Below are 19,398 nucleotides of genomic sequence, written 5' to 3' on the forward strand. Positions count from 1 at the left end.
GTGCGTCGGGATGCCCCACCACCCGCGGCCGGGCGTGCTCCGGCGGTACGGGTGGCAGGGCGACGTGGTCCGCGTGACCAACGGGGTAACCAGGCTTGGTGATCGCACAGACGGTGCGATCACGAGTCTCATCGATGGGACCAGCAGGCATTCCGGCGCGCAGGAGGTGTGCGCGCCCCCGCCGGGCCAGCCCAGCGGGCCCGGCGGACCGCCCGACTCAGCGGGCCGGGCGGACCGTTCCGGTGACCTCGCCGAGGGCGATGGTGGTGCCGTCCGGGCCGGGCGCGGTGGCGGTGATGGTGACCGTGTCGCCGTCGGCCAGGAAGGTACGGCTCTCGGTGCCGACCTTCGCGGGCTCGGCCCCGCCCCACGTCAGCTCCAGGAAGGAGCCGACCTGGGAACGGTCCGGGCCGGAGACGGTGCCCGAGGCGTACAGGTCGCCGGTTCGCAGGGACGCGCCGTTGACGGTGAGGTGCGCCAACTGTTGCGCCGGGGTCCAGTACATGGTGGCGAACGGCGGTTCGCTGACCTGTTCGCCGTTCCACTCGACCGCCAGGCGCAGGTCGAGCCCGAGGTGCGGCACGTCGCGCAGGTAGTCGACGACCGGTGGGTCCTGCTCCGGAGCCGGCACGAAGGCCTCGGCCAGCGCGTCCAACGGCGTCACCCAGGCCGAAACCGAGGTGGCGAAGGACTTGCCGAGGAACGGGCCGAGCGGCTGGTACTCCCAAGCCTGGATGTCGCGGGCCGACCAGTCGTTGACCAGCACCACTCCGAAGACGTGGTCGGCGAAGTCGTCGACGGACACCCGGGCCCCCAGCGGGCTGGGCACACCGACCACGAAACCGACCTCGGCCTCGATGTCGAGGCGTACCGACGGGCCGGTGACCGGACCCTCGGCGGACGCCCGCTGGCCGGTGGGCCGGACCACGGGCGTGCCGGAGACGACGACGGTGCCCGCGCGGCCGTGGTAGCCGATCGGCAGGTGCTTCCAGTTGGGCAGCAGCGGCGGCTGACCGGGGCGGAAGATCTGCCCGACGTTCGAGGCGTGGTGCTCGGAGGAGTAGAAGTCGACGTAGTCGGCCACCTCGAACGGAAGCAGCAGCTCCACGTCGGCCAGGGGCACCAGCAGCGGTTCCACAGCCGACCGGTGCGCCGGGTCGGTCAGCAGCTCGACGATCCGCTGACGCACCGCCGTCCACTGCGGACGCCCCAACGCCATGAAGTCGTTGAGGGTGGGCCGGCACAGCGCGCCAGCGGCCAGCACCAGCTCGGCGGTCTCGGCACCGGCCAGGTCGAACACCCACGACCCGATCCGTACGCCGATCCGCGGCTCGTCCCCGCCTGCGGAGAACACCCCGTACGGCAGGTTCGTCACCCCGTACGGCGAACCGTCAACGCCGGTCACCCAGGTCATGCGTCGTGCCCCCCGTTCACCAGCCCCAGCCGGATCAGATCGGTAAGTGGTTCCAGGATGCTGCACGAGCCGAAGCCGACCCAGAGTGGGCGCGGCGCGTCCAGCCGTTCGTTGGCGCGTTCGAGCAGCGGGCGCGGGTCGAGCGCGGTCAGCAGCTCGGCGACCACCCGCACGCCCGCCCCGTCGGCCGCGGCGAGCGTCGCGGCCAGCACGTTGGCGTACCCGTGGTGGGTGAACCCGGTCTCCGGGTCGAGGTGTCGCACGGCCTGGTGCAGCCCGGCGGTCAGCTTGAACGGCAGGTTCCGGTCCCGGCAGGCGCAGATCACGGCGGCCAGCTCGGCCGGCGTGGGGAACAGTTCGGCGGCCAGGCCGCCGGTGCGGAACTTGGCGGCGATCGGCACGCCGTCGGCGCGGGCGGCGGCGACCGCGTCGAGGGCGCCCATCAGCCCGAAGGTCAGCGGCAGCTCGGCGTAGACGGCGTCGACGTCCGGCAGTTCCTCGGTCAGCCGCAGCAGCTCGGCGATGCCGGGCAGCGGGTTCTCGCCCCGCTTGGCGACGGCCACCTCGACCTGGCGTGCGGTAACGCCGTCGGGTGCCAGGAACGAGAGCGCGAAGGGTAGACGACCGATACCGGTGTCACCGATCAGCCCGATCACCAGACCCTCGGCCGGGTCGACGAGACCGCTCAGCTCACCGGCCGCGACTGTCGAGGCGGGGATGAGCAGCGGGCCCACCAGGTCGGCGTACCAGGCGGCGCGGTGCCGGCGGTGGGCGGCCAGGGCGTCGGGCAGCGCGGCGCTGCCCGGAGGGAAGACGGCGGCGTCGTCCACCAGGCCGTGAAGGAGCGCGGGCACCTGCGTTGACACGGAACAAGAATGTACGGGACGCTACAAGGAACGGACAACAGCGTCCGATTATCGGACGCCTCTGGCCGGTGAACGGGATATATCGGGAGGCGAGATGCCGTACTACCGCAGCGTCGGCGAGGTGCCGCGCAAGCGCCACACCCAGTTCCGCCAGCCCGACGGCAGCCTCTACGCCGAGGAGCTGATGGGCCAGGAGGGCTTCTCCTCCGACTCGTCCCTGCTCTACCACCGGCACGCCCCCACGGCGATCCTGGCCGCCGACGAGTTCACCCCGCCGACGTTCACCCGTGCGCCGAACCTGCCGCTCAAGCCGCGCCACCTGCGCACCCACAAGCTCGACGCGGGCGGCGCCGACCCGATCCTCGGCCGGCAGTACCTGCTCGCCAACGACGACGTCCGCATCGGGTACGTCCTCGCCGACCGGCCCTCCCCGCTGTTTCGCGACGCCACCGGTGACCACTGCCTCTACGTCGAGGCGGGCACCCTGCGGGTCGAATCGCCGTTCGGCGCGCTGGACGCGGTCGCCGGCGACTACGTCGTCATCCCCACCTCGACCATCCACCGGCTGGTGCCCACCGGCGACCAGCCCGTCCGGCTGCTCACCGTCGAGGCGGCCGGGCACATCGGTCCACCCAAGCGCTACCTCTCCGTCCGCGGCCAGTTCCTGGAGCACTCGCCGTACTGCGAGCGCGACGTCCGCGGCCCGGACGCCCCGCTGCTCGTCGACGGCGAGGAGGCCGAGGTGCTGGTCCGCCACCGTCGTGGCTGGACCCGCTACGTGTACGCCAACCACCCGTTCGACGTGGTCGGCTGGGACGGGCACCTCTACCCGTGGGCGTTCTCCATCCACGACTTCGAGCCGATCACCGGCCGCATCCACCAGCCCCCGCCCGTGCACCAGACCTTCCAGGGCCCCAACTTCGTCATCTGCTCGTTCGTGCCCCGCAAGGTCGATTACCACCCGCAGTCGATCCCGGTGCCGTACAACCACCACAACGTCGACTCGGACGAGATGCTCTTCTACACCGGCGGGAACTACGAGGCCCGACGCGGCTCCGGCATCGAGCAGGGCTCCATCTCGCTGCACCCGTCCGGCTTCACCCACGGCCCTCAGCCGGGCGCCGCCGAACGCTCCATCGGCGCGGACTACTTCGACGAGTTGGCAGTCATGGTGGACACCTTCCGGCCCCTCGACCTGTGCGACGCGGCGCGCGCCTGCGAGGACGAGGGGTACGCCTGGACGTGGGCACGTTCTGTTTAGTCGCTCTTTGGGTTTTCGCCGGAGCCCGCCCGCTCTGGGCGGTCAGGCTTGATCCCGACGCGGGCGGGCTCCGGCGAAAACCCTGAGCTGGGCGAGCTGACAGACGCTGGTGATCTGTTGTGGTGTTGTGGTGTTGCCGAAGGTGGGTTGTCTGGTCAGCGGAAGGTTGTTCTGGTGAAGACGGCGAACTCGGCTATCGCGGTGGCGACGATCGCCAGCACCAGCGGCCACGGCGAGCCGACCACCGCGTACACGAGCAGCAGCACCGGCGCGGCGGCCACCGCGTAGATCGCCAGGGCCATCGTGCGGTCCGAGTGCAGCATGGCGGGCAGGACGGTCCGGGTGAGCCCCGGCAGCCGCGCCGCGAGCTGCCAGACCACGACGGCGCCGGTGAGGGCCGCGAGCACCGCCAGCACACGGGAGAACCCGTCGCTCGTCGAGGCCGCGAACGCCACCACCACCGCGGCGACCAGTGACCAGCCCGCACCGTAGAGCACCAGGCGGTGCAGGCCGTACGCGAGGGTCCGCGGGGAGTCGACCCGGCTCGGGCCCATCGTCACCGCTTCCGCCACGTGCGCCAACGCCTCGGACCAGCGACGCTGCTCCAGGTGCAGGACACCGACGCCGTGCTCGACCTCGCTGAGGCGCGGATCGAGCCGGAGCGCCTCCCGGTAGGCCCGCTCGGCCAGGTCGAACAGCTCCAGCCGGGCCGCGACCAGGCTGAGCACCAGGTGCGCCTGCGCCTCCTGCGGGGCCAGCTCAACCCCCCGCCAGGCCGCGTTCAGCGCCGGCTGCCCGTTGCGCGAGTCGGCCAGGATCGCCGCCGCGCTGCGCTGGGCGTACGCGTCGGTCGGCCCGAGCGCCAGCAGCCGGTCGGCGGTGGCCGCCGCGTCGGCGTAGCGCCCCAGGTCGACAAGCGCCATGGCCCGGACGACGAGCGCCGGCAGGGCCTGCGGTGCGGCGGCCACTGCCGCGTCGGCGGCGGCGAGCGCGTCGACCGGCCGGTCGGCGACGAGATGCACCCGGGCCAGCATGGTGAGGGCCTGCGAATCCGCGGGCTTCAGCGCGAGCCCTTCGGTCAGCTCGCCGGCCGCCTCGTCGTGGCGTCCCAGCTCGGCGAGGAGCTGGGCGCGTTCGAGATAGCCGTCGCCGGCGAACCGGTCGGGGGCGGGTTCGGTGGACATCGCGGCGAGCCTAGGCGGCCGGCGCGTCGTACACCAGGGCCACCGCGATGCCCGCCAGACCTTCCTCACGGCCGGCGAAACCAAGCCCGTCGGTGGTCGCGGCGGAGACGGTGACCGGGGCGCCGACAGCGTCGGAGAGCACCTGCTGGGCCTCGTCCCGACGGCGGCCGATCTTGGGACGGTTGCCGACGATCTGCACGGAGACGTTGCCGATCTCCAAGCCGGCGGCCCGCACCCGGCGGGCCGTCTCGGCCAGCAGCGCCACGCCGGACGCCCCGGCCCACTCCGGCTGGTCCACGCCGAAGGCGGCGCCGAGATCACCGAGGCCGGCGGCGGAGAGCAGCGCGTTGCAGGCGGCGTGGGCGGCGACGTCGGCGTCCGAGTGTCCGGCGAGACCGTCCTGGTCGGGCCAGAGCAGGCCGGCCACCCAGCAGGGCCGACCCGGCTCGAACGCGTGCACATCGGTGCCGATGGCCACCCGAGGAACGATCATGATCAGAGGTTACGCGTCAGCCGGCGGCGGCGAGCAGGTGCTCCGCCAACGCCAGGTCGAACGGACGGGTGATCTTCAGGGCGTACTCCGAGCCGGGCACGCAGCTCACGGCGATGCCCTGCTTCTCGACCAGGCCGGCGTCGTCGGTGAGCGGGTCGCCGGCCGCGGCGTGCGCGGCGGTCAGGACCGACCGGCGGAAGCCCTGCGGGGTCTGCACCGCCCGCAGGGCGGCCCGGTCGACGGTGCCCAGCACCACCTCGTCCGCGCCGACCTCCTTGATCGTGTCGACGACCGGCAGGACGGGAATCACCGCGGCCCGGCCACCCCGGACCGCGGCGGCGACCGATTCCACCAACTCGGGCGGGGTCAACGCTCGGGCGGCATCGTGCACCAGGATGATCGTCGGGCCGGCCGGCACCGCCGCCAGCGCGGCGGCGACCGAGGCCTGCCGCTCGGCGCCACCCGGCACCACGATCACCGGAGCCACCGGCGCCAGCAGTTCACGGACGCCCACCACCTCAGCGGCGGGCGCGGCCACCACTATCGTGTGCACCGACGCCGCGGCGGCGAGCCGGCGTACGGCGTGCACCAGCAACGGCTCGCCAGCGAGCAGGCGCAGCGCCTTGGGTCGGCCGGGACCGAGCCGTACGCCGGCACCCGCCGCAGGCACGAGGACCGCGACGTCACCGCGCGGATTGAGCTGCGCGGTCACGTCGCGGTCCTCGGTGGTTTCTTCGCTACGAAGTGGGTACGACGATGCTGTGCGGACTAGGCCTCGGTGAGGACCTTGTCGAGCAGCGTCTCCGCCTCGTCCTTGGTGCTCTTCTCAGCCAGCGCGACCTCGCCGACGAGAATGTCGCGGGCCTTGGCCAGCATCCGCTTCTCGCCTGCGGAGAGGCCCCGCTCCCGCTCCCGGCGCCACAGGTCACGCACGACCTCGGCGACCTTCAGCGGGTTGCCGGAGGCCAGCTTTTCCAGGTTGGCCTTGTAACGCCGCGACCAGTTGGTCGGCTCCTCGGTGTGCGGAGCCCGGAGAACGTCGAAGACCTTACCGAGGCCCTCTTCGCCGACCACCTCACGGACGCCCACGATCTCGGCGTTCTCGGCCGGCACCCGGACCGTCAGGTCACCCTGCGCGACCCTCAGGACGAGATACTGCTTGGGCTCGCCCTTGATGACCCGAGTCTCGATTGCCTCGATGAGTGCGGCCCCGTGGTGGGGGTAAACAACGGTCTCGCCGACACTGAAAACCATAGGTTCGAAACCCCTTTCGCTGTGTCTAGGGTAACACGCTCAGGCAACGATGTCTCACCGATGTCCTGACCGTTGGCGCAGCTCAGGGGCCCTGTGAGAGGTCTTTCTTCAGCTTGACAGGCAGTCAAACCGATGGTTCGAACACGCTCCGTAACGCACGGATGACTTCCCGGTACGGGTGAACAGAACGTCGAGATCAAGGGCAATGCGCTCCTCCCATGGTATCCCGCCCGGCGGAAACGCGCCCAGGTGTAGCGGGAGGTGCCCCCGGTGCGGGACGCTGGAGTCCGAGCCGCACTCCGCTCTCGAGACGCTTCGGAGGGGGTCCGATGGGCAAGCCGGACGCAGAGGGCCACGGGCCTCCCGACGGCCTGCCCGACCTGCCACCCGAGTGGGGCCGCGTCGTCGTCCCCGACGACGCCTCCGAGCTGGCGAGCGAGGCGGCCGCGGTGCGCCGCGAGCTGCGCCGCGCGGCCGGCCGCCACACCGGGCACCGCGCCCTCACCCTGCCGCTGCTGGTCCTGCTGGTGGCGATGCTCACCACCCTGGCCGGCCTGGTCGCCGTGACCTGGCCCCGCGTCGGCCGGGGCACCGACCGACCCACCCCGACGCCCGCGACGCCCCCCGTGGCGCTCACCGGCCAGCCGCTGCCCGCGCTGGACCTGGTCGACGCCGGGCAGGCGCCGGTGCCGCTGCGTGGCCTGCTGCCCGCCATGATCATCCTCGTGGACGACTGCGGCTGCCCGGACGTCGTCACCGAGGCCGTGGCGGCGGCGCCCGCCGGTGTCACAGTCGTCACCGTTACCGAAGGACGGGCTGTCGCGACCGCACCGCCGGCCAGGGGCGTCCGGGCGCTGGCCGACCCCGCTGGTGGGCTGCGCTCGTTCCTCGGGCCCGGCGCCGCGAACGCGCTGCTGGTCGACCGCACCGGCGTGGTGACCCGGGTGCTGCCGGACCCGGGGTCGGTCGACGCGTACCAGGACGACCTCATCGCCCTGACCCGCTGAGCGGTCGTCCTACGCGGGGGGCAGCGCGACGAGCTGCGCCTGGACGTCGATGGGCTCGTCACCGGCGGCCGACAGGGTCACCCCGAACGGCCCCCCGCCGGGCAGCACCTCAGCGGAGGCCAGCGTGCCGTCGCAGTCGATGCGCGGCGGGCCGGCGATCCCGGCCCCCGTGCTCGTCACCGCCAGCGTGCCCGGTCGGGTGCACCGGTACTGCAGCAGATAGCGCGAGCCGTCGTCCGCCGACTGACGCGTCACCTCCTGGCCGGGGGTGAGCTCCCGCTGCTCCCGCCAGACCATCATTCGGAACGAGGGCAGGTCACTCCCGGGAGAGAGCACGCCCTGATCGTCGCCGAGATCGACGACAGCGCCCGTCGCCGGGTCGACCAGCGAGGACCCGCGCTCCACCCGGACGGCCTCGCCGGTTTCGGGATCCACCCGCACCGTCACCCGTCCCTCGGGCACACCACGGGCCAGGACACGCTCCAACTCGGTGCTGACGCTCGGCTCGGCGCTCGGTTCGCCCACCGGCCCGGCCATCGGCGTGGGCGCGGCGGCACGCCACCACCAGCCGCCAACCGCCAGCGCGGCCAGGGTCACCCCGGCCAGCACCGCCGACCGCAGCCGGTCCTCCGCCGCATCCATGTGGTGAGCGTACCGGTCGGGTCGCCGGCGCTCAGTCCTGTCGATCGAGCAGGGCGGCGTACAGGGTGAGGCCCGGACCGAACGCCAGCAGGAGGACCCGCCGGGGCGCCGGAGTCGAACGGCCCAGCCGGTCCAGGATCAGCAGGACTGTCGGCGACGAGCAGTTGCCGTGCTCGTCGAGCGTCGCCCGGGACGCGGCCAACGCCTCCGGCGGCAGGGCCAGTTCCCGCTCCACCACGTTGAGGATGCGGGGCCCACCCGGATGCACCGCCCAGCCGTCCACGTCGGAACTGACGCCGCCGTGCCGGGCCAACAGGTCATCCACCAGCCCCCGGACGTGCCGGGAGAGGACCTGGGGCACCTTCGGCGACAGCCCCATCCGGAACCCCGCGTCGGTGACGTCCCAGGTCATGTGGTCGGCGGTCGAGGTGTCGGTGACCGACGTGACCTCGCGCAACGCGTACCCCCGACCGCCGGGCACCAGCACGGCGGCGACCGCCGCGTCCGAGAAGAGCGCGTGCGACACGATCTGCTGGGTGTCCACCCGGGCGGTGGACGGCTGGATGTGCAGGCTGGTCAGCTCCGCGCAGAGCAGCAGCGCCGGCCGGCCCCGGGCGGTCACGAAGTCACTCGCCGCGCCCAACCCCGGAAGCGCCGCGTAGCAGCCCATGTGGCCGACGAACATCCGCTGCGTGTCCGCTGCCATGCCCAGGTCGCGGGCGAGCAGGATGTCCAGCCCCGGGGTGGCGTACCCGGTGCAGGAGCAGACGATGAACAGCCCGATGTCGCTGGCGTCCAGACCGGCGGCCGTCAGCGCACGCCCCACCGCCTCCTTGCCGAGCGGCAGCGCCTCCACCTGGTACCGACGCATCCGGCGCTCGGTCGGCCAGTCCGAGACGTCCTCGAGCAGCGGGTTGACCGCGGCCTGCCGTCGGGTCACCCCCGAGTTCGCGAAGATCCGCTGGGCCAACGACCGGGTGGTGCCGGTGAAGTGCCGGGAGAAGAAGCCCTCCCACAACTCGTCCTGCGAAGCGGACGGCGGCTGTGCTGTCCCGAGCCCCGCGATCACTGGTACGGACACGATCCCCACCTCTCGTCAGACGCTGTCCTCCCCCTGGCCGTCCCACCGGCCACCTCGGCCGGCCCCTCCCCCGTACGTGTAACGCCGCGCGGGCTCACCAACGCGGTACCGATGCGTCGCGATCCGGGTCCCCGCCCAGAGCGGCGATGCCCAGCCAGTCGGCGCAGACGTCCGAGGTGGCCGGGTGCAGCGAGCCGCAGCGGGCGTCCCGGTAGAGCCGCTCCAACGGGTGACCACGCCGGGTCGCCGACGTCCCCGCCGCCTCCAGCATCGACGCCGCCACCTCGGCGGCAGTGGTGCCGGCCAGCAGCTTCGCCCGCCACACCCAGCGGTTGGTCTCCGCGTCTCCCGGGGCGTCGTCCACCCGGCGGGCCGCCTCGGCCACCACCAGTTGGGCCGCCGCGGTCGCCGCGTCCGCCCGGCCCAGCCGCGCCCGCACCGCCGGCAGGCCGGCCAGGTTGCGGGCGTTGAGATGCTCGGCCGCCGCGTCGATCGCCGCCCGGGCCACCCCCACGTAGACGGCCGCGTAACTGGCCACCAGCCAGTGCGGCATCAGTTGGGCAACCACCAGCGCCAGCCCCTCCACCCCGCCGAGCAGCCGGTCGGCCGGCACGGTGACGTCCAGGTGCAGGTCGTGCGACGACGTGGCGCGCATGCCGAGGGCGTCCCAGGTCGGCTCGACGCTCAGACCGTCCCCGGCCGGCACCAAGAACTGCGACACCACCGACTGGTCGGCGGAGCTGCGCGCGGCCACCAGGTAACCGTCGGCGTGCCCGGCACCGGAGCAGAACGTCTTGCTGCCCTTGAGGTGCCACCCCTCGTCGGTCGCCTCGTAGACCGTGCTCAACGCCGAGAGTCGCGCACCGGCGCCGCGCTCGCTCATCGCCACGGCGTACCAGGAGCCCTCCGCGGCGGCGGTGAGCAGTCGGTCCCGGGCGGCAAGCGCCTCGTCCGGCACACCCAGGGCCTCGGCCAATTCCTCGGTGACCGCGCCCAGCGCGCCCGTCACCGAGGCGTGCATGTTGAACACCAGCGCGGTCGCGCCGTTGCCCCGGGCAAGTTCGGTGGCGACCGCGGCGTACTCGGCGAAGCTGGCGCCCAGGCCATTCAGCGCGCGGGGCACCATCAGCCCGAACAGGCCGGCGTCCCGCAGGTCGCGGAAGTCGTCGACCGGAAAGGAGCCGTCCCGGTCGTGCTCCGCCGCCCGCGCGGCGAACCGCGGCGCCAACCGGCGGGCCGCCTCAAGCGCGTGCACCGTCATATCGCTTCCTCCTCGGCGTCCCATACCCCGCCACGAAGCCGACTATCCTCTGCGGACCCCCTGGCCCTGGTACAGCACGGCGGTGGACCGCGTCGGCACGATGCGCGGGACCCGGCGCGTCGACGTCGCGCCCGGCGTCCGCGCCGCGCGCGCCCGGCGTACCAGCCAGCCGACCAGGCCGCCGACCTGCGGACGGATGCCGCGCAGACGCAGCTCGACACCGTGCCGGGCGCACTCGGCCACCAGCGCCCGAGCGTCCACGAACAACCGTGGATCGTGGATGCCGCGCGGCACCGTCGGCAGCCGCTCGGCGATCCGTACCGCGACCAGCCGGGCCAGCGCCGTGTCGTTGAGCGTGTCCAGCACCAGCAGGCCGCCCGGGCGCAGCAGCCGACACGCCTCCGCCACCGCGCGCGGCCAATCCGGAACATGTTCCAGCAGCTCACCGGCGGAGACCACGTCGGCGCACCCGTCGGGCAGCGGCACCGCTGTGACATCACCCTGGACCACGCGCACCCCGTGCCCGGCGGCCTGGAGCAGCGCCGAGCGGGTCAGGTCGACACCGACGTGCCGGTATCCCTTGGCGGCGAGGTGCGGCGCGAGCAGCCCGGCGCCGCAACCCAGATCGACAAGGACCGCGTCCGGGTGGGTCGCCGGCGGCACGAGCGCCGCGCGGGCCTCGGCCAGCCAGTGCAGCATCGCGAACGCGCCATCGGGCCGCCACCACTCGCCGGCCAGGTCGTCGTACTGGCGCGGGTCGTTGCGCGGCAGCACCCGGGGACCGGTGGACGCCGCGGCCGCAGCCACGTCTCGCATGGCTCCGAGCGTGGCACGACTGCTCGGTAACGACCAGACTTCCCTTATGTCGTCGAGGGTGTTAGGGCTGGTCAGAGCGAGCCATCCGGAACCGGCCGCCGCAGTGACCACGGTGTCCGGTCTGCTGGCCTGGGGAGTGGGGCACCGGCCGTCGGGAATCGTCTCAGTGGTGCTCGCCGTACTCGCCAGCCAGCTCGCCGTCGGCTGGACCAACGACGCGTTGGACGCCGAGCGGGACGCCACTGTGGGGCGTACCGACAAGCCGGTCGCCGCCGGCGCGGTGGGCCGGCGCGTCACGGCCTGGGCCGCGGCGGTGGCCGCGCTGGCGTGCCCGCTGCTGGCGCTCACCACGAACCCTCCGGCGGCGCTCTGGCTGACTGTCGCCCTCGTCTCCGCGCTGCTCTACGACTGGCCGCTCAAAGCCACAGTCTTCTCGGTGGTGCCGTACGCCGTGTCCTTCGGCGCGTTGCCCGGCTTCGTGGTGCTGGCGCTGCCCGGCGAGCCGACCCCGCCGGCCTGGCTGCTGGCGGCGGCGGCCTGCCTGGGGGCCGGCGCGCACTTCGCCAACGTGCTGCCCGACCTGGCCGACGACGCCCGGACGGGGGTACGCGGCCTGCCGCACCGCCTCGGCGCGGCGGGCAGCCGGGCGGCCGCCGCGGGCCTGCTCCTCGCCGCCACAGCCATCCTGGTCCTGGGGCCACCCGGGCCGCCGTCGGCCCTCGGGCTGGCGGCGGTCGGCACGGCCGCCGTCGTGCCGCCACTGAGCTGGTACGCCGGACGCTCGGCGGCCCGGGCGGGCCGGCGGCCGGTGTCCGCCTTCCGGGCGGTCATGCTGGTGGCCCTCATCGACGTCGTTCTGCTGGTGGCGAGCGGTCGGGTGGTGTGACGGGCACCCGGGGAGGTGGCATTGCCGGGTCCCCGTGCGGGCCTCGATCAGCTCCAACTACCCTGGAGCGCGGTCTGCGCGGGTATGGCCACCGTGCCCGGCGTACGGCCGGGTGGGGATCGCAACGAGGAGGACCGACGTGACGCGCTCGATCAGGGGACCCCGGCGGGCGGCCCTGCTGCTGTCCGGGATCGCGGCGGCTACCAGCCTGCTCGCGTCCGGATGCGGCGCCGGTCAGATCGCCGAGACGGCTTTGAAGGAGCCGTCCGTCCAGGGCGTCAGCCTCACGAGCCCCAACGGCTCCTACTCGGTGCGTGGCCTGCTGGTCACCTACCCGGGCACCGAGGGCTACCGCGCCGGCCAGGACGCCCCGCTCGAGGCCGTGATCTACAACGACTCGAAGAGCACCGTGACGGTCACCATCACCACCCAGAGCGCGCGCGAGGTGTTGATCTCGGGTGGCTCGGCGAGCCCGACCCCGTCGGCCTCCGAGTCGGCGTCCGCCACTCCGTCGACCTCCGCGTCCGGCTCGGCCACCCCGTCGGCGTCCGAGTCCCGCTCGGCCAGCCCGTCGGCGACCCCGTCCGAGACCGGTTCGTCGTCGGCGACGCCGTCCGCCCCGGAGTCGGCGCGGGCGTCGGGTTCGGCCAGCGCCGCCGCGCCGGGCCAGCCCGCCCGGATCGAACTGGCCCCGCTGAGCTACATCCAGCTCAACTCGCAGGCCACCACACAGCTGCGGCTGATCGGCCTGACCGAGGCGCTGCGCTCCGGCCAGAACGTCATCGTGACCTTCGACTTCGGCAACGGCAACACGGTCACCGGCCAGGCGCCGATCGCCGTCCCGCTCACCCCGGCCGCGCCCGCCTCGCCGATCATCGAGCGTGAGGGTGGCTACGAGGGCGACGAGGGCGGCACCACCCACGACTGACCCGACTCCGACATCGACGAACACCCCGGCGTGGGAACCACCACGCCGGGGTGTTTTCGTCGCACGAGAGGGCTAGCGTCCTGATGTGACCACCTCCCGAACGACCTCTGGCCGTGGCGGCACGGCCGGTGCCGCCCGCGGCCGGTCCGCCACCCGCGACCCGCGTCCGGCGTACGAGTGCGACGCCTGCGGGCACCAGCCGCCCAAGTGGGTGGGTCGCTGCCCGGAGTGCGGCGAGTGGGGCTCGGTGGTCGAGTCCACGGTGACCGGCCCGACCGTCTCCGGTCGGGTGGTGAGCTCCCGGCTGCCGGCCGAGCCGGCCCGGCCGATCGCCACCATCAGCGCCGCTCCGGCCCGCGCCCGGCCCACCGGCGTCAGTGAGCTCGACCGGGTGCTCGGCGGTGGGCTGGTCCCCGGTGCCGTGGTGCTGCTCGCCGGCGAGCCCGGCGTGGGCAAGTCGACCCTTCTGCTCGACGTGGCACAGCAGTGGGCGGTGAGCGCCGGCAGCCCTTCCCTGGTGGTCAGCGGCGAAGAGTCGGTAAGCCAGGTCCGGCTGCGTGCCGAGCGGATGGGCACCCTGCACGACCAGCTCTACCTGGCGGCCGAGAGCGACCTGGCCTCGGTGCTCGGGCACCTCGACGCGGTCAAGCCCGGCCTGCTGGTGCTCGACTCGGTGCAGACCATCTCGACGACCGGCACCGAGGGCGTGCCCGGTGGCGTCACGCAGGTGCGCGCGGTCACCGCCGCCCTGGTCTCGGTCGCCAAGGAACGGGGCATCGCCACCGTGCTGGTAGGCCACGTCACCAAGGACGGCCAGGTGGCCGGGCCCCGGGTGCTGGAGCACCTGGTCGACGTGGTGCTGCACTTCGAGGGCGACAAGCACTCCTCGCTGCGGCTGGTGCGCGGCGTCAAGAACCGGTTCGGCGCGGCCGACGAGGTCGGCTGCTTCGAGATGCACGAGGGCGGCATCAGCAGCCTGGCCGATCCGTCCGGGCTGTTCCTCACCCGCTACTCCGAACCCGTGCCCGGCACCTGCGTGACAGTGGCCATGGAGGGGCGGCGGGCCCTCGTCACCGAGGTGCAGGCCCTGATCGGCGCGACTGTTGCCGGCTCACCCCGTCGTACGGTCTCCGGCCTCGACTCCGCGCGCCTGGCCATGGTGCTCGCGGTGCTGCAACGGCGTACCGAGCGGTTGACCCTGCACGACCGTGAGGTCTTCGCGGCCACCGTGGGCGGCATCCGGGTGGTGGAGCCGGCGGCCGACCTCGCGGTCGCGCTGGCGGTCGCCTCCGGCGGGCTCAACCTGGCGATCGCGCCGCACCTCGTGGCGATCGGCGAGGTGGGGTTGACCGGCGAGGTGCGCCGGGTGGGAGCGGTGCCGCGCCGGCTCGCCGAGGCGGCCCGCCTGGGGTTCAAGGTGGCGCTGGTGCCGACCGGCTGTGGGCCGGCCAGCACGGGCGCCGGGCCCGACGGGATGCGGGTGACCGAGGTCACTGATGTCCGCTCCGCGCTGCACCATGCGGCCCGCGCGTCCGCTGAGTGACCGAGCGTGTCGACGCGAGCGGCGATACCGGACAGCATCGGCGCAAGTGGAAACGGTTCGAAGGGCGGCATCGTGACACATCACAGTAACCACGACAGCACCCACCGCACGGCAGTCCGTAGACTGTGCCCGTGCCGATCGACCGCGATACCACCAAGCCTGCCGGTGCGCCGCCCCAGGCCCGCACCGGCGCCGTGGGCTCGCCAGCCCGCCCGATCAGCGTGAGTGTGACTGCCGCTGCCGGGAGCGCCGGCGATCCGCTGCGGGCGAACCTCGCCCTGATGGCACCCGGCACCGCGCTGCGGGACGGGTTGGAGCGCATCCTGCGGGGGCGCACCGGCGCGCTCATCGTGCTCGGCTACGACAAGGTCGTCGAGGGTCTCTGCACCGGCGGCTTCCCGCTGGACGTCGAGTTCTCCGCGACCCGGGTGCGGGAGCTGTGCAAGATGGACGGGGCCGTGGTGCTCTCCAGCGACGGCACCCGCATCGTCCGGGCGGCCGTGCACCTGATGCCCGACCCGTCCATCCCGACGGAGGAGTCGGGCACCCGGCACCGCACCGCGGAGCGGGTCGCCCGGCAGACCGGCTACCCGGTGATCTCGGTCAGCCAGTCGATGCGGATCATCAGCCTCTACGTCAACGGTCAGCGGCACGTGCTGGACGACTCGGCGGCGATCCTGTCCCGGGCCAACCAGGCGCTGGCCACCCTCGAGCGGTACAAGCTGCGCCTGGACGAGGTCTCCGGCACGCTCTCCGCGCTCGAGATCGAAGACCTGGTCACCGTGCGGGATGCGGTGGCGGTGGTGCAGCGTCTGGAGATGGTCCGCCGGATCGCCGACGAGATCGCCGGTTACGTCGTCGAGTTGGGCACCGACGGGCGACTGCTCGCCCTTCAGCTCGACGAGCTGATGGCCGGGGTCGACGCCGACCGCACGCTGGTCATCCGGGACTACCTCCCGGTCGGCCGCAAGTCCCGCACGCTGGACGAGGCGCTGGTCGAGCTGGATCTGCTCGGCGCCACCGAGCTGATCGACCTGGTGTCGGTCGCCAAGGCCATCGGCTACCCGGCCGCATCGGATGCGCTGGACGCCGCCGTCAGCCCGCGCGGCTTCCGGCTGCTGGCCAAGGTACCGCGTCTGCCGGTGGCCGTGGTCGACCGCCTGGTGCTGCACTTCGGCAGCCTTCAGCGGCTGCTGGGCGCGACCGTGGAAGACCTGCAGGCCGTCGAGGGCGTGGGCGACGCCCGTGCCCGGGGCGTCCGGGAGGGCCTGTCCCGGCTCGCCGAGGCATCCATCCTGGAGCGGTACGTCTGATCCGGCTCAGCCGGTGATGGTGATCTTCACGGGTGCGCTGTACTTGGTGCCGACCCGCGCGAACACCTGGTACGTCCCGGCCGGCGGGAAGGGGCCGGCGGCCAGCCCGGCGCCGTCGCAGCGGGTGGTGTCCCGCCCGTTCCAGCCCACCTGGTAGGAGCGCTCGAACCCGGGCGTGAAGGACTGCACATCCGAGCCCTGGACCTTGCCGCAGGTGTCCGAGGACCACACCTTCTCGGCGCCGGCCTTGATGAAGATCTCCTGAAGGTCGGCGCCGACGTTGCGGCTGCACGTCCGCTGCGAAGTGTTCTTGATCTTCAGTTGCAGGTCGACCACCGCACCGCGCTGGACCGACGTGGGCCGCGCCACCGAGGTCACGCTGATCTCCGCGTCGGTGCAGGTGCCGTCGTCGACCGACCCGGCCGCGCCCGGCGGCGGGTCGTTGCTGGTGGTCTCGGGGCTCGGGTCCGTGGTGTTCGGACCGGCCGACCCGTCCGGAGCATTCGACTCGGCGGGCGCGGACGCCGACGGCGCCCCGGTCTGCGGGCTCAACAGCGGACCGCCCGGCCCGGGACTCGCCGTGGACGTCGGAGTCGACGTCGAGCCCGCCCCCGCATTCGGTTTGTCGCCGGAGCGGCTCGACCCGGTGCAGGAGTAGAGCAGGACAATCAGGAAAAGAAGCCCCGCTCCGAGTACGACGGCGCGACGCCGCCAGTACACGGCGGGTGGCAGGGGGCCGACCGTCAGACGCATGATGCCCCCCACCGTAGCCGCGCGGCACCCACCAGCCCGTCACGACGCGCCGGAGCGTCACCGGGCCACCGTGGCCAATCTCCACAAAGGACGGAAGCGCCGACAGTCCGCGGCCCGCTCAGAGGTACACCTTGCGCTGGTAGACGGCGTGCGCGCCGGCCACCCGATCCAGGAAGAGCAGCCCCGCGCAATGGTCGATCTCGTGCTGCAACGCCCGCGCCTCGAAGCCGTCCGTCACCAACCGGACCGCCGCGCCGGTGCCCGGCAGGTCACCCTCCACCACCAGCCGGCTGGCCCGCTTCACATCCCCGGTCAGGTCCGGCACCGACATGCACCCCTCCCGGCCCGGCTTCCAACGGGTCGCCTCGACCACCCGGGCGTTGCAGAGCACGAAGGTGCCGTGCACGGTGACCGCCTTCGGATGCCCCGTCACGTCGACGGCGAAGACCCGCGCAGGCACACCGACCTGCGGCGCCGCCAACCCCACGCAGCCCGGCGACACCCGCATCGTGGCGACCAGGTCGGCGGCCAGCCGGACCGTCTCCTCGGCCGTCGGATCGACATCGTCCCCGGCCCGGCTCAACACCGGATGCGGGGCCGAGACCACGGCCCGCACCTCGCCCGCCACCGCCAGCGACTCCGGCGTCCAGTCCCCCAGACCGGCGTACGCCTCGACGTCCCGGCCGGCGTCCGGCCCGCTCCGCCCCTCGCTCACAGCAGATCCGGGTCTGCCGGCCGGAGGGTGACCTCGACCCCCAACTCGGCGGCCGTCCGGTGCAGCCGTCCCGTCACCGCCTCGGCCACCCCCGCCGGCAACTCGACCTCGGCCAACACCACGTAGAGCGAACCCGCCAGGCGGGTGCTCAGGTCGGTCACGTTGCCACCGGCGTCCACCAGCACCCGGGTCATCGCCGCGACGATGCCCATCCGGTCCGACCCGTGCACCGCAAGCACGTACGGCTCGCCGGCCGGGGCCACCTCACCGTCGGGCGTCACCGCGCGGACTGTCGCCAACAGCTGCCCCTCGGCGGCCAGCGGCGCCAGCGCCGCCTCCACACCTGCGGCGTCCGGCCCGGTGCAGATGAGGGTCATCGCGAAATGCCCCCGCAGGCGGGTCATCGTGCTGTCGGTGAGGTTCGCGCCCAGTTGGGCCAGCACCTCGGCGACGTCGGCCACGATGCCCGGCCGGTCCCGACCGATGACGGTGATCGCGAGCTCGTTCATCCGCGCATTCTGCCCGATCCGCCCACCGCCACCGCGACACCCCGCCCGAGCCGCCCATCCAGCGGGACCGGACCGCGTGACATCATCGACGGCGCCATGACTCAACCCGATTTCGCCACAGTGGTCAGCCGGTGGTTCCAGCAGCACGCCCGTGACCTGCCGTGGCGGGAACCCGGGGTCAGCCCGTGGGCCATCCTGGTCAGCGAGGTCATGCTCCAGCAGACCCCGGTCGTCCGGGTCGTGCCGGCCTGGCACGCCTGGCTGGCCCGCTGGCCCGACCCGGCCGCGCTGGCGGCCGACACCCCGGCCGAGGCGATCCGCATGTGGGGGCGCCTCGGCTATCCCCGCCGGGCCGTCCGACTGCGGGAGTGCGCGATAGCGATCGTGGACCGGCACGGCGGTCAGGTGCCGGACCGGTTGGAGCAGTTGCTGGCGCTGCCCGGCGTGGGCACCTACACGGCGCGTGCGGTGGCCGCGTTCGCGTACGGGCAGCGACATCCGGTGGTCGACACAAACGTACGACGGGTGGTCTGTCGCGCCGTTGCCGGTGAACCGGACGCCGGGCCGGTCACCCGACCCGCCGACCTGGTCGCCACCGAGGAGCTGCTGCCCGCGGAGCCCGCCGCCGCGGCACTGGCCAGCGCCGCGTTCATGGAGCTGGGAGCGGTGCTCTGCACGACCCGGTCACCACGGTGCACGGCCTGCCCGGTCGAGTCGGTCTGCGCGTGGCGGGCCTCCGGACAGGCGCCGGCGACCGGCCCGACCCGCCGCCCCCAGCGGTACGCGGGCACCGACCGGCAGGTACGCGGACTGCTGCTCGCGGTGCTCCGGGAAACCACCGGGCCGGTCCCGCACCAGCGCCTCGACCAGGTCTGGACCGACGACGTGCAGCGCGCCCGGGCGTTAGCCGGCCTCGTACAGGACGGGCTGGTGGAACCGGTCGGCACCGACTCGTTCCGGCTGGCCGGCGACGGCCCGTCCCTGCCAACGGCCGACCTCACGACCTGACCTGCCCCCACCCCGCCCATCGTGCCCAGCGACCCGCTGGCCGCACATCCGCGCGCGCTCCAAGCCCGCCGCAGGCCCACACCGCGCTCGCCCACGCGCCTTCACGCCGCATGCCGCATGCCGCGCGCCGCGCGCCGCGCTCCGCTGGCAGCTCACCCCAAGATCGTGCTCGATCCTGGATGTAGTGGTGTCAGACCAGGCGGATGCCCCTACATCCTGGATCGAGCACGATCTTGCGGACGGAGGCCCCGTCGGAGGCCACAACATCAGGGAAACTGCTGCCTCCGGACGCCCTGAGGCGACACTTTCCCTGATGTTGCGCGGATCTTGCCGGCCGTGGCAGCGGCGACGCGAGCGGGCGAGCGACGGCGAGCGGGCCGCCGAAGGCGAGCGGGCCGCCGAAGGCGAGCGGGCCGCCGAAGGCGAGCGGGCCGCCGAAGGCGAGCGGGCCGCCGAAGGCGAGC

General features: G+C 73.3%; 20 protein-coding genes. 7 read left to right on the top strand and 13 right to left on the bottom strand.

What is annotated here, in order from left to right; translation table 11 throughout:
• Positions 1–217 precede the first annotated feature (217 nt).
• A complete protein-coding gene (gene fahA / locus ACLQ27_RS11390) occupies positions 218–1,414 on the bottom strand; it encodes a fumarylacetoacetase (RefSeq protein WP_425866648.1) in 1,197 nt (398 codons plus the stop codon).
• Positions 1,411–2,280: a hypothetical protein gene (locus ACLQ27_RS11395; RefSeq protein ID WP_357498238.1), complete on the bottom strand. Its 870-nt coding sequence runs from the start codon at positions 2,278–2,280 to the stop codon at positions 1,411–1,413. The genes fahA and ACLQ27_RS11395 overlap by 4 nt, the downstream gene beginning before the upstream one ends.
• Before the next feature lie 94 nt (positions 2,281–2,374).
• Here ACLQ27_RS11395 and ACLQ27_RS11400 point away from each other — a divergent pair, with 94 nt between their 5' ends.
• Positions 2,375–3,541, top strand: coding sequence for a homogentisate 1,2-dioxygenase (locus ACLQ27_RS11400; RefSeq protein ID WP_425866650.1), 1,167 nt, complete (start codon positions 2,375–2,377; stop codon positions 3,539–3,541).
• Between the two features lie 155 nt (positions 3,542–3,696).
• Here the strand turns inward: ACLQ27_RS11400 and ACLQ27_RS11405 are convergent, their stop codons facing one another.
• Genes ACLQ27_RS11405 through ACLQ27_RS11420 form a run of 4 tightly spaced genes read right to left on the bottom strand, consistent with a single transcriptional unit; the run spans position 3,697 to position 6,472 of the window.
• The gene (locus tag ACLQ27_RS11405; protein WP_425866652.1) at positions 3,697–4,725 is read right to left on the bottom strand and encodes a tetratricopeptide repeat protein; all 1,029 of its coding nucleotides are present in this window, start codon (positions 4,723–4,725) and stop codon (positions 3,697–3,699) included.
• A 10-nt stretch (positions 4,726–4,735) separates the two neighbouring features.
• On the bottom strand, positions 4,736–5,221 hold the full coding sequence (ispF, locus tag ACLQ27_RS11410; protein WP_234583409.1) for a 2-C-methyl-D-erythritol 2,4-cyclodiphosphate synthase: 486 nt from the start codon (positions 5,219–5,221) through the stop codon (positions 4,736–4,738).
• A 13-nt stretch (positions 5,222–5,234) separates the two neighbouring features.
• Positions 5,235–5,930 (bottom strand): 2-C-methyl-D-erythritol 4-phosphate cytidylyltransferase, encoded by a 696-nt coding sequence (ispD, locus tag ACLQ27_RS11415; protein ID WP_234583398.1) that lies wholly within the window; start codon positions 5,928–5,930, stop codon positions 5,235–5,237.
• Between the two features lie 56 nt (positions 5,931–5,986).
• Positions 5,987–6,472: a CarD family transcriptional regulator gene (locus ACLQ27_RS11420; protein ID WP_007073334.1), complete on the bottom strand. Its 486-nt coding sequence runs from the start codon at positions 6,470–6,472 to the stop codon at positions 5,987–5,989.
• 329 nt (positions 6,473–6,801) lie between these two features.
• Here ACLQ27_RS11420 and ACLQ27_RS11425 point away from each other — a divergent pair, with 329 nt between their 5' ends.
• The gene (locus tag ACLQ27_RS11425; protein WP_425866654.1) at positions 6,802–7,479 is read left to right on the top strand and encodes a hypothetical protein; all 678 of its coding nucleotides are present in this window, start codon (positions 6,802–6,804) and stop codon (positions 7,477–7,479) included.
• A gap of 9 nt (positions 7,480–7,488) precedes the next feature.
• On the opposite strand, the gene ACLQ27_RS11430 is transcribed toward ACLQ27_RS11425, so the two are convergent.
• The 4 genes from ACLQ27_RS11430 to ACLQ27_RS11445 all read right to left on the bottom strand — a co-directional run bounded on the left by ACLQ27_RS11430 (position 7,489) and on the right by ACLQ27_RS11445 (position 11,279).
• On the bottom strand, positions 7,489–8,121 hold the full coding sequence (locus ACLQ27_RS11430; protein WP_425866656.1) for a hypothetical protein: 633 nt from the start codon (positions 8,119–8,121) through the stop codon (positions 7,489–7,491).
• A gap of 31 nt (positions 8,122–8,152) precedes the next feature.
• A complete protein-coding gene (locus ACLQ27_RS11435) occupies positions 8,153–9,211 on the bottom strand; it encodes a type III polyketide synthase (RefSeq protein ID WP_425866657.1) in 1,059 nt (352 codons plus the stop codon).
• A gap of 85 nt (positions 9,212–9,296) precedes the next feature.
• Positions 9,297–10,463, bottom strand: coding sequence for an acyl-CoA dehydrogenase family protein (locus tag ACLQ27_RS11440; protein WP_425866658.1), 1,167 nt, complete (start codon positions 10,461–10,463; stop codon positions 9,297–9,299).
• Positions 10,464–10,505: 42 nt separating this feature from the next.
• Positions 10,506–11,279 (bottom strand): methyltransferase domain-containing protein, encoded by a 774-nt coding sequence (locus ACLQ27_RS11445; protein WP_425866660.1) that lies wholly within the window; start codon positions 11,277–11,279, stop codon positions 10,506–10,508.
• A gap of 46 nt (positions 11,280–11,325) precedes the next feature.
• On the opposite strand from ACLQ27_RS11445, the gene ACLQ27_RS11450 reads away from it, so the two are divergent.
• The 4 genes from ACLQ27_RS11450 to disA all read left to right on the top strand — a co-directional run bounded on the left by ACLQ27_RS11450 (position 11,326) and on the right by disA (position 15,949).
• Positions 11,326–12,165: a UbiA family prenyltransferase gene (locus ACLQ27_RS11450; RefSeq protein ID WP_425866834.1), complete on the top strand. Its 840-nt coding sequence runs from the start codon at positions 11,326–11,328 to the stop codon at positions 12,163–12,165.
• A 139-nt stretch (positions 12,166–12,304) separates the two neighbouring features.
• A complete protein-coding gene (locus tag ACLQ27_RS11455; RefSeq protein ID WP_425866662.1) occupies positions 12,305–13,093 on the top strand; it encodes a hypothetical protein in 789 nt (262 codons plus the stop codon).
• An 85-nt stretch (positions 13,094–13,178) separates the two neighbouring features.
• The gene (gene radA, locus ACLQ27_RS11460; protein WP_425866664.1) at positions 13,179–14,636 is read left to right on the top strand and encodes a DNA repair protein RadA; all 1,458 of its coding nucleotides are present in this window, start codon (positions 13,179–13,181) and stop codon (positions 14,634–14,636) included.
• Positions 14,637–14,767: 131 nt separating this feature from the next.
• The gene (gene disA, locus ACLQ27_RS11465; RefSeq protein WP_007466050.1) at positions 14,768–15,949 is read left to right on the top strand and encodes a DNA integrity scanning diadenylate cyclase DisA; all 1,182 of its coding nucleotides are present in this window, start codon (positions 14,768–14,770) and stop codon (positions 15,947–15,949) included.
• Between the two features lie 6 nt (positions 15,950–15,955).
• On the opposite strand, the gene ACLQ27_RS11470 is transcribed toward disA, so the two are convergent.
• The 3 genes from ACLQ27_RS11470 to ACLQ27_RS11480 all read right to left on the bottom strand — a co-directional run bounded on the left by ACLQ27_RS11470 (position 15,956) and on the right by ACLQ27_RS11480 (position 17,926).
• Positions 15,956–16,702, bottom strand: a complete 747-nt coding sequence (locus ACLQ27_RS11470) for a hypothetical protein (protein ID WP_234587519.1) — start codon at positions 16,700–16,702, stop codon at positions 15,956–15,958.
• A gap of 118 nt (positions 16,703–16,820) precedes the next feature.
• Entirely contained in the window at positions 16,821–17,417 is a 597-nt protein-coding gene (locus tag ACLQ27_RS11475; RefSeq protein WP_357574968.1) for a peptide deformylase, read from the bottom strand.
• Complete coding sequence (locus ACLQ27_RS11480) at positions 17,414–17,926, bottom strand: glycine cleavage system protein R (RefSeq protein WP_234587514.1); 513 nt, start codon at positions 17,924–17,926, stop codon at positions 17,414–17,416. The genes ACLQ27_RS11475 and ACLQ27_RS11480 overlap by 4 nt, the downstream gene beginning before the upstream one ends.
• 96 nt (positions 17,927–18,022) lie before the next feature.
• Here ACLQ27_RS11480 and ACLQ27_RS11485 point away from each other — a divergent pair, with 96 nt between their 5' ends.
• The gene (locus ACLQ27_RS11485) at positions 18,023–18,934 is read left to right on the top strand and encodes an A/G-specific adenine glycosylase (protein WP_425866667.1); all 912 of its coding nucleotides are present in this window, start codon (positions 18,023–18,025) and stop codon (positions 18,932–18,934) included.
• The last annotated feature ends 464 nt before the right edge of the window (positions 18,935–19,398 follow it).

Origin of the sequence: Micromonospora sp. DT63, assembly GCF_049841615.1 — a bacterium.
Classification (GTDB): domain Bacteria; phylum Actinomycetota; class Actinomycetes; order Mycobacteriales; family Micromonosporaceae; genus Micromonospora.

Coding starts and splice junctions, on each gene's coding strand:
- ACLQ27_RS11485 (WP_425866667.1), top strand. CDS start 18,023: ATGACTCAACCCGATTTCGCCACAGTGGTCAGCCGGTGGTTCCAGCAG.
- ACLQ27_RS11400 (WP_425866650.1), top strand. CDS start 2,375: ATGCCGTACTACCGCAGCGTCGGCGAGGTGCCGCGCAAGCGCCACACC.
- ACLQ27_RS11470 (WP_234587519.1), bottom strand. CDS start 16,702: ATGCGTCTGACGGTCGGCCCCCTGCCACCCGCCGTGTACTGGCGGCGT.
- ACLQ27_RS11450 (WP_425866834.1), top strand. CDS start 11,326: ATGTCGTCGAGGGTGTTAGGGCTGGTCAGAGCGAGCCATCCGGAACCG.
- ACLQ27_RS11430 (WP_425866656.1), bottom strand. CDS start 8,121: ATGGATGCGGCGGAGGACCGGCTGCGGTCGGCGGTGCTGGCCGGGGTG.
- ACLQ27_RS11420 (WP_007073334.1), bottom strand. CDS start 6,472: ATGGTTTTCAGTGTCGGCGAGACCGTTGTTTACCCCCACCACGGGGCC.
- ACLQ27_RS11425 (WP_425866654.1), top strand. CDS start 6,802: ATGGGCAAGCCGGACGCAGAGGGCCACGGGCCTCCCGACGGCCTGCCC.
- ACLQ27_RS11445 (WP_425866660.1), bottom strand. CDS start 11,279: ATGCGAGACGTGGCTGCGGCCGCGGCGTCCACCGGTCCCCGGGTGCTG.
- ACLQ27_RS11440 (WP_425866658.1), bottom strand. CDS start 10,463: ATGACGGTGCACGCGCTTGAGGCGGCCCGCCGGTTGGCGCCGCGGTTC.
- ACLQ27_RS11405 (WP_425866652.1), bottom strand. CDS start 4,725: ATGTCCACCGAACCCGCCCCCGACCGGTTCGCCGGCGACGGCTATCTC.
- fahA (WP_425866648.1), bottom strand. CDS start 1,414: ATGACCTGGGTGACCGGCGTTGACGGTTCGCCGTACGGGGTGACGAAC.
- ACLQ27_RS11480 (WP_234587514.1), bottom strand. CDS start 17,926: ATGAACGAGCTCGCGATCACCGTCATCGGTCGGGACCGGCCGGGCATC.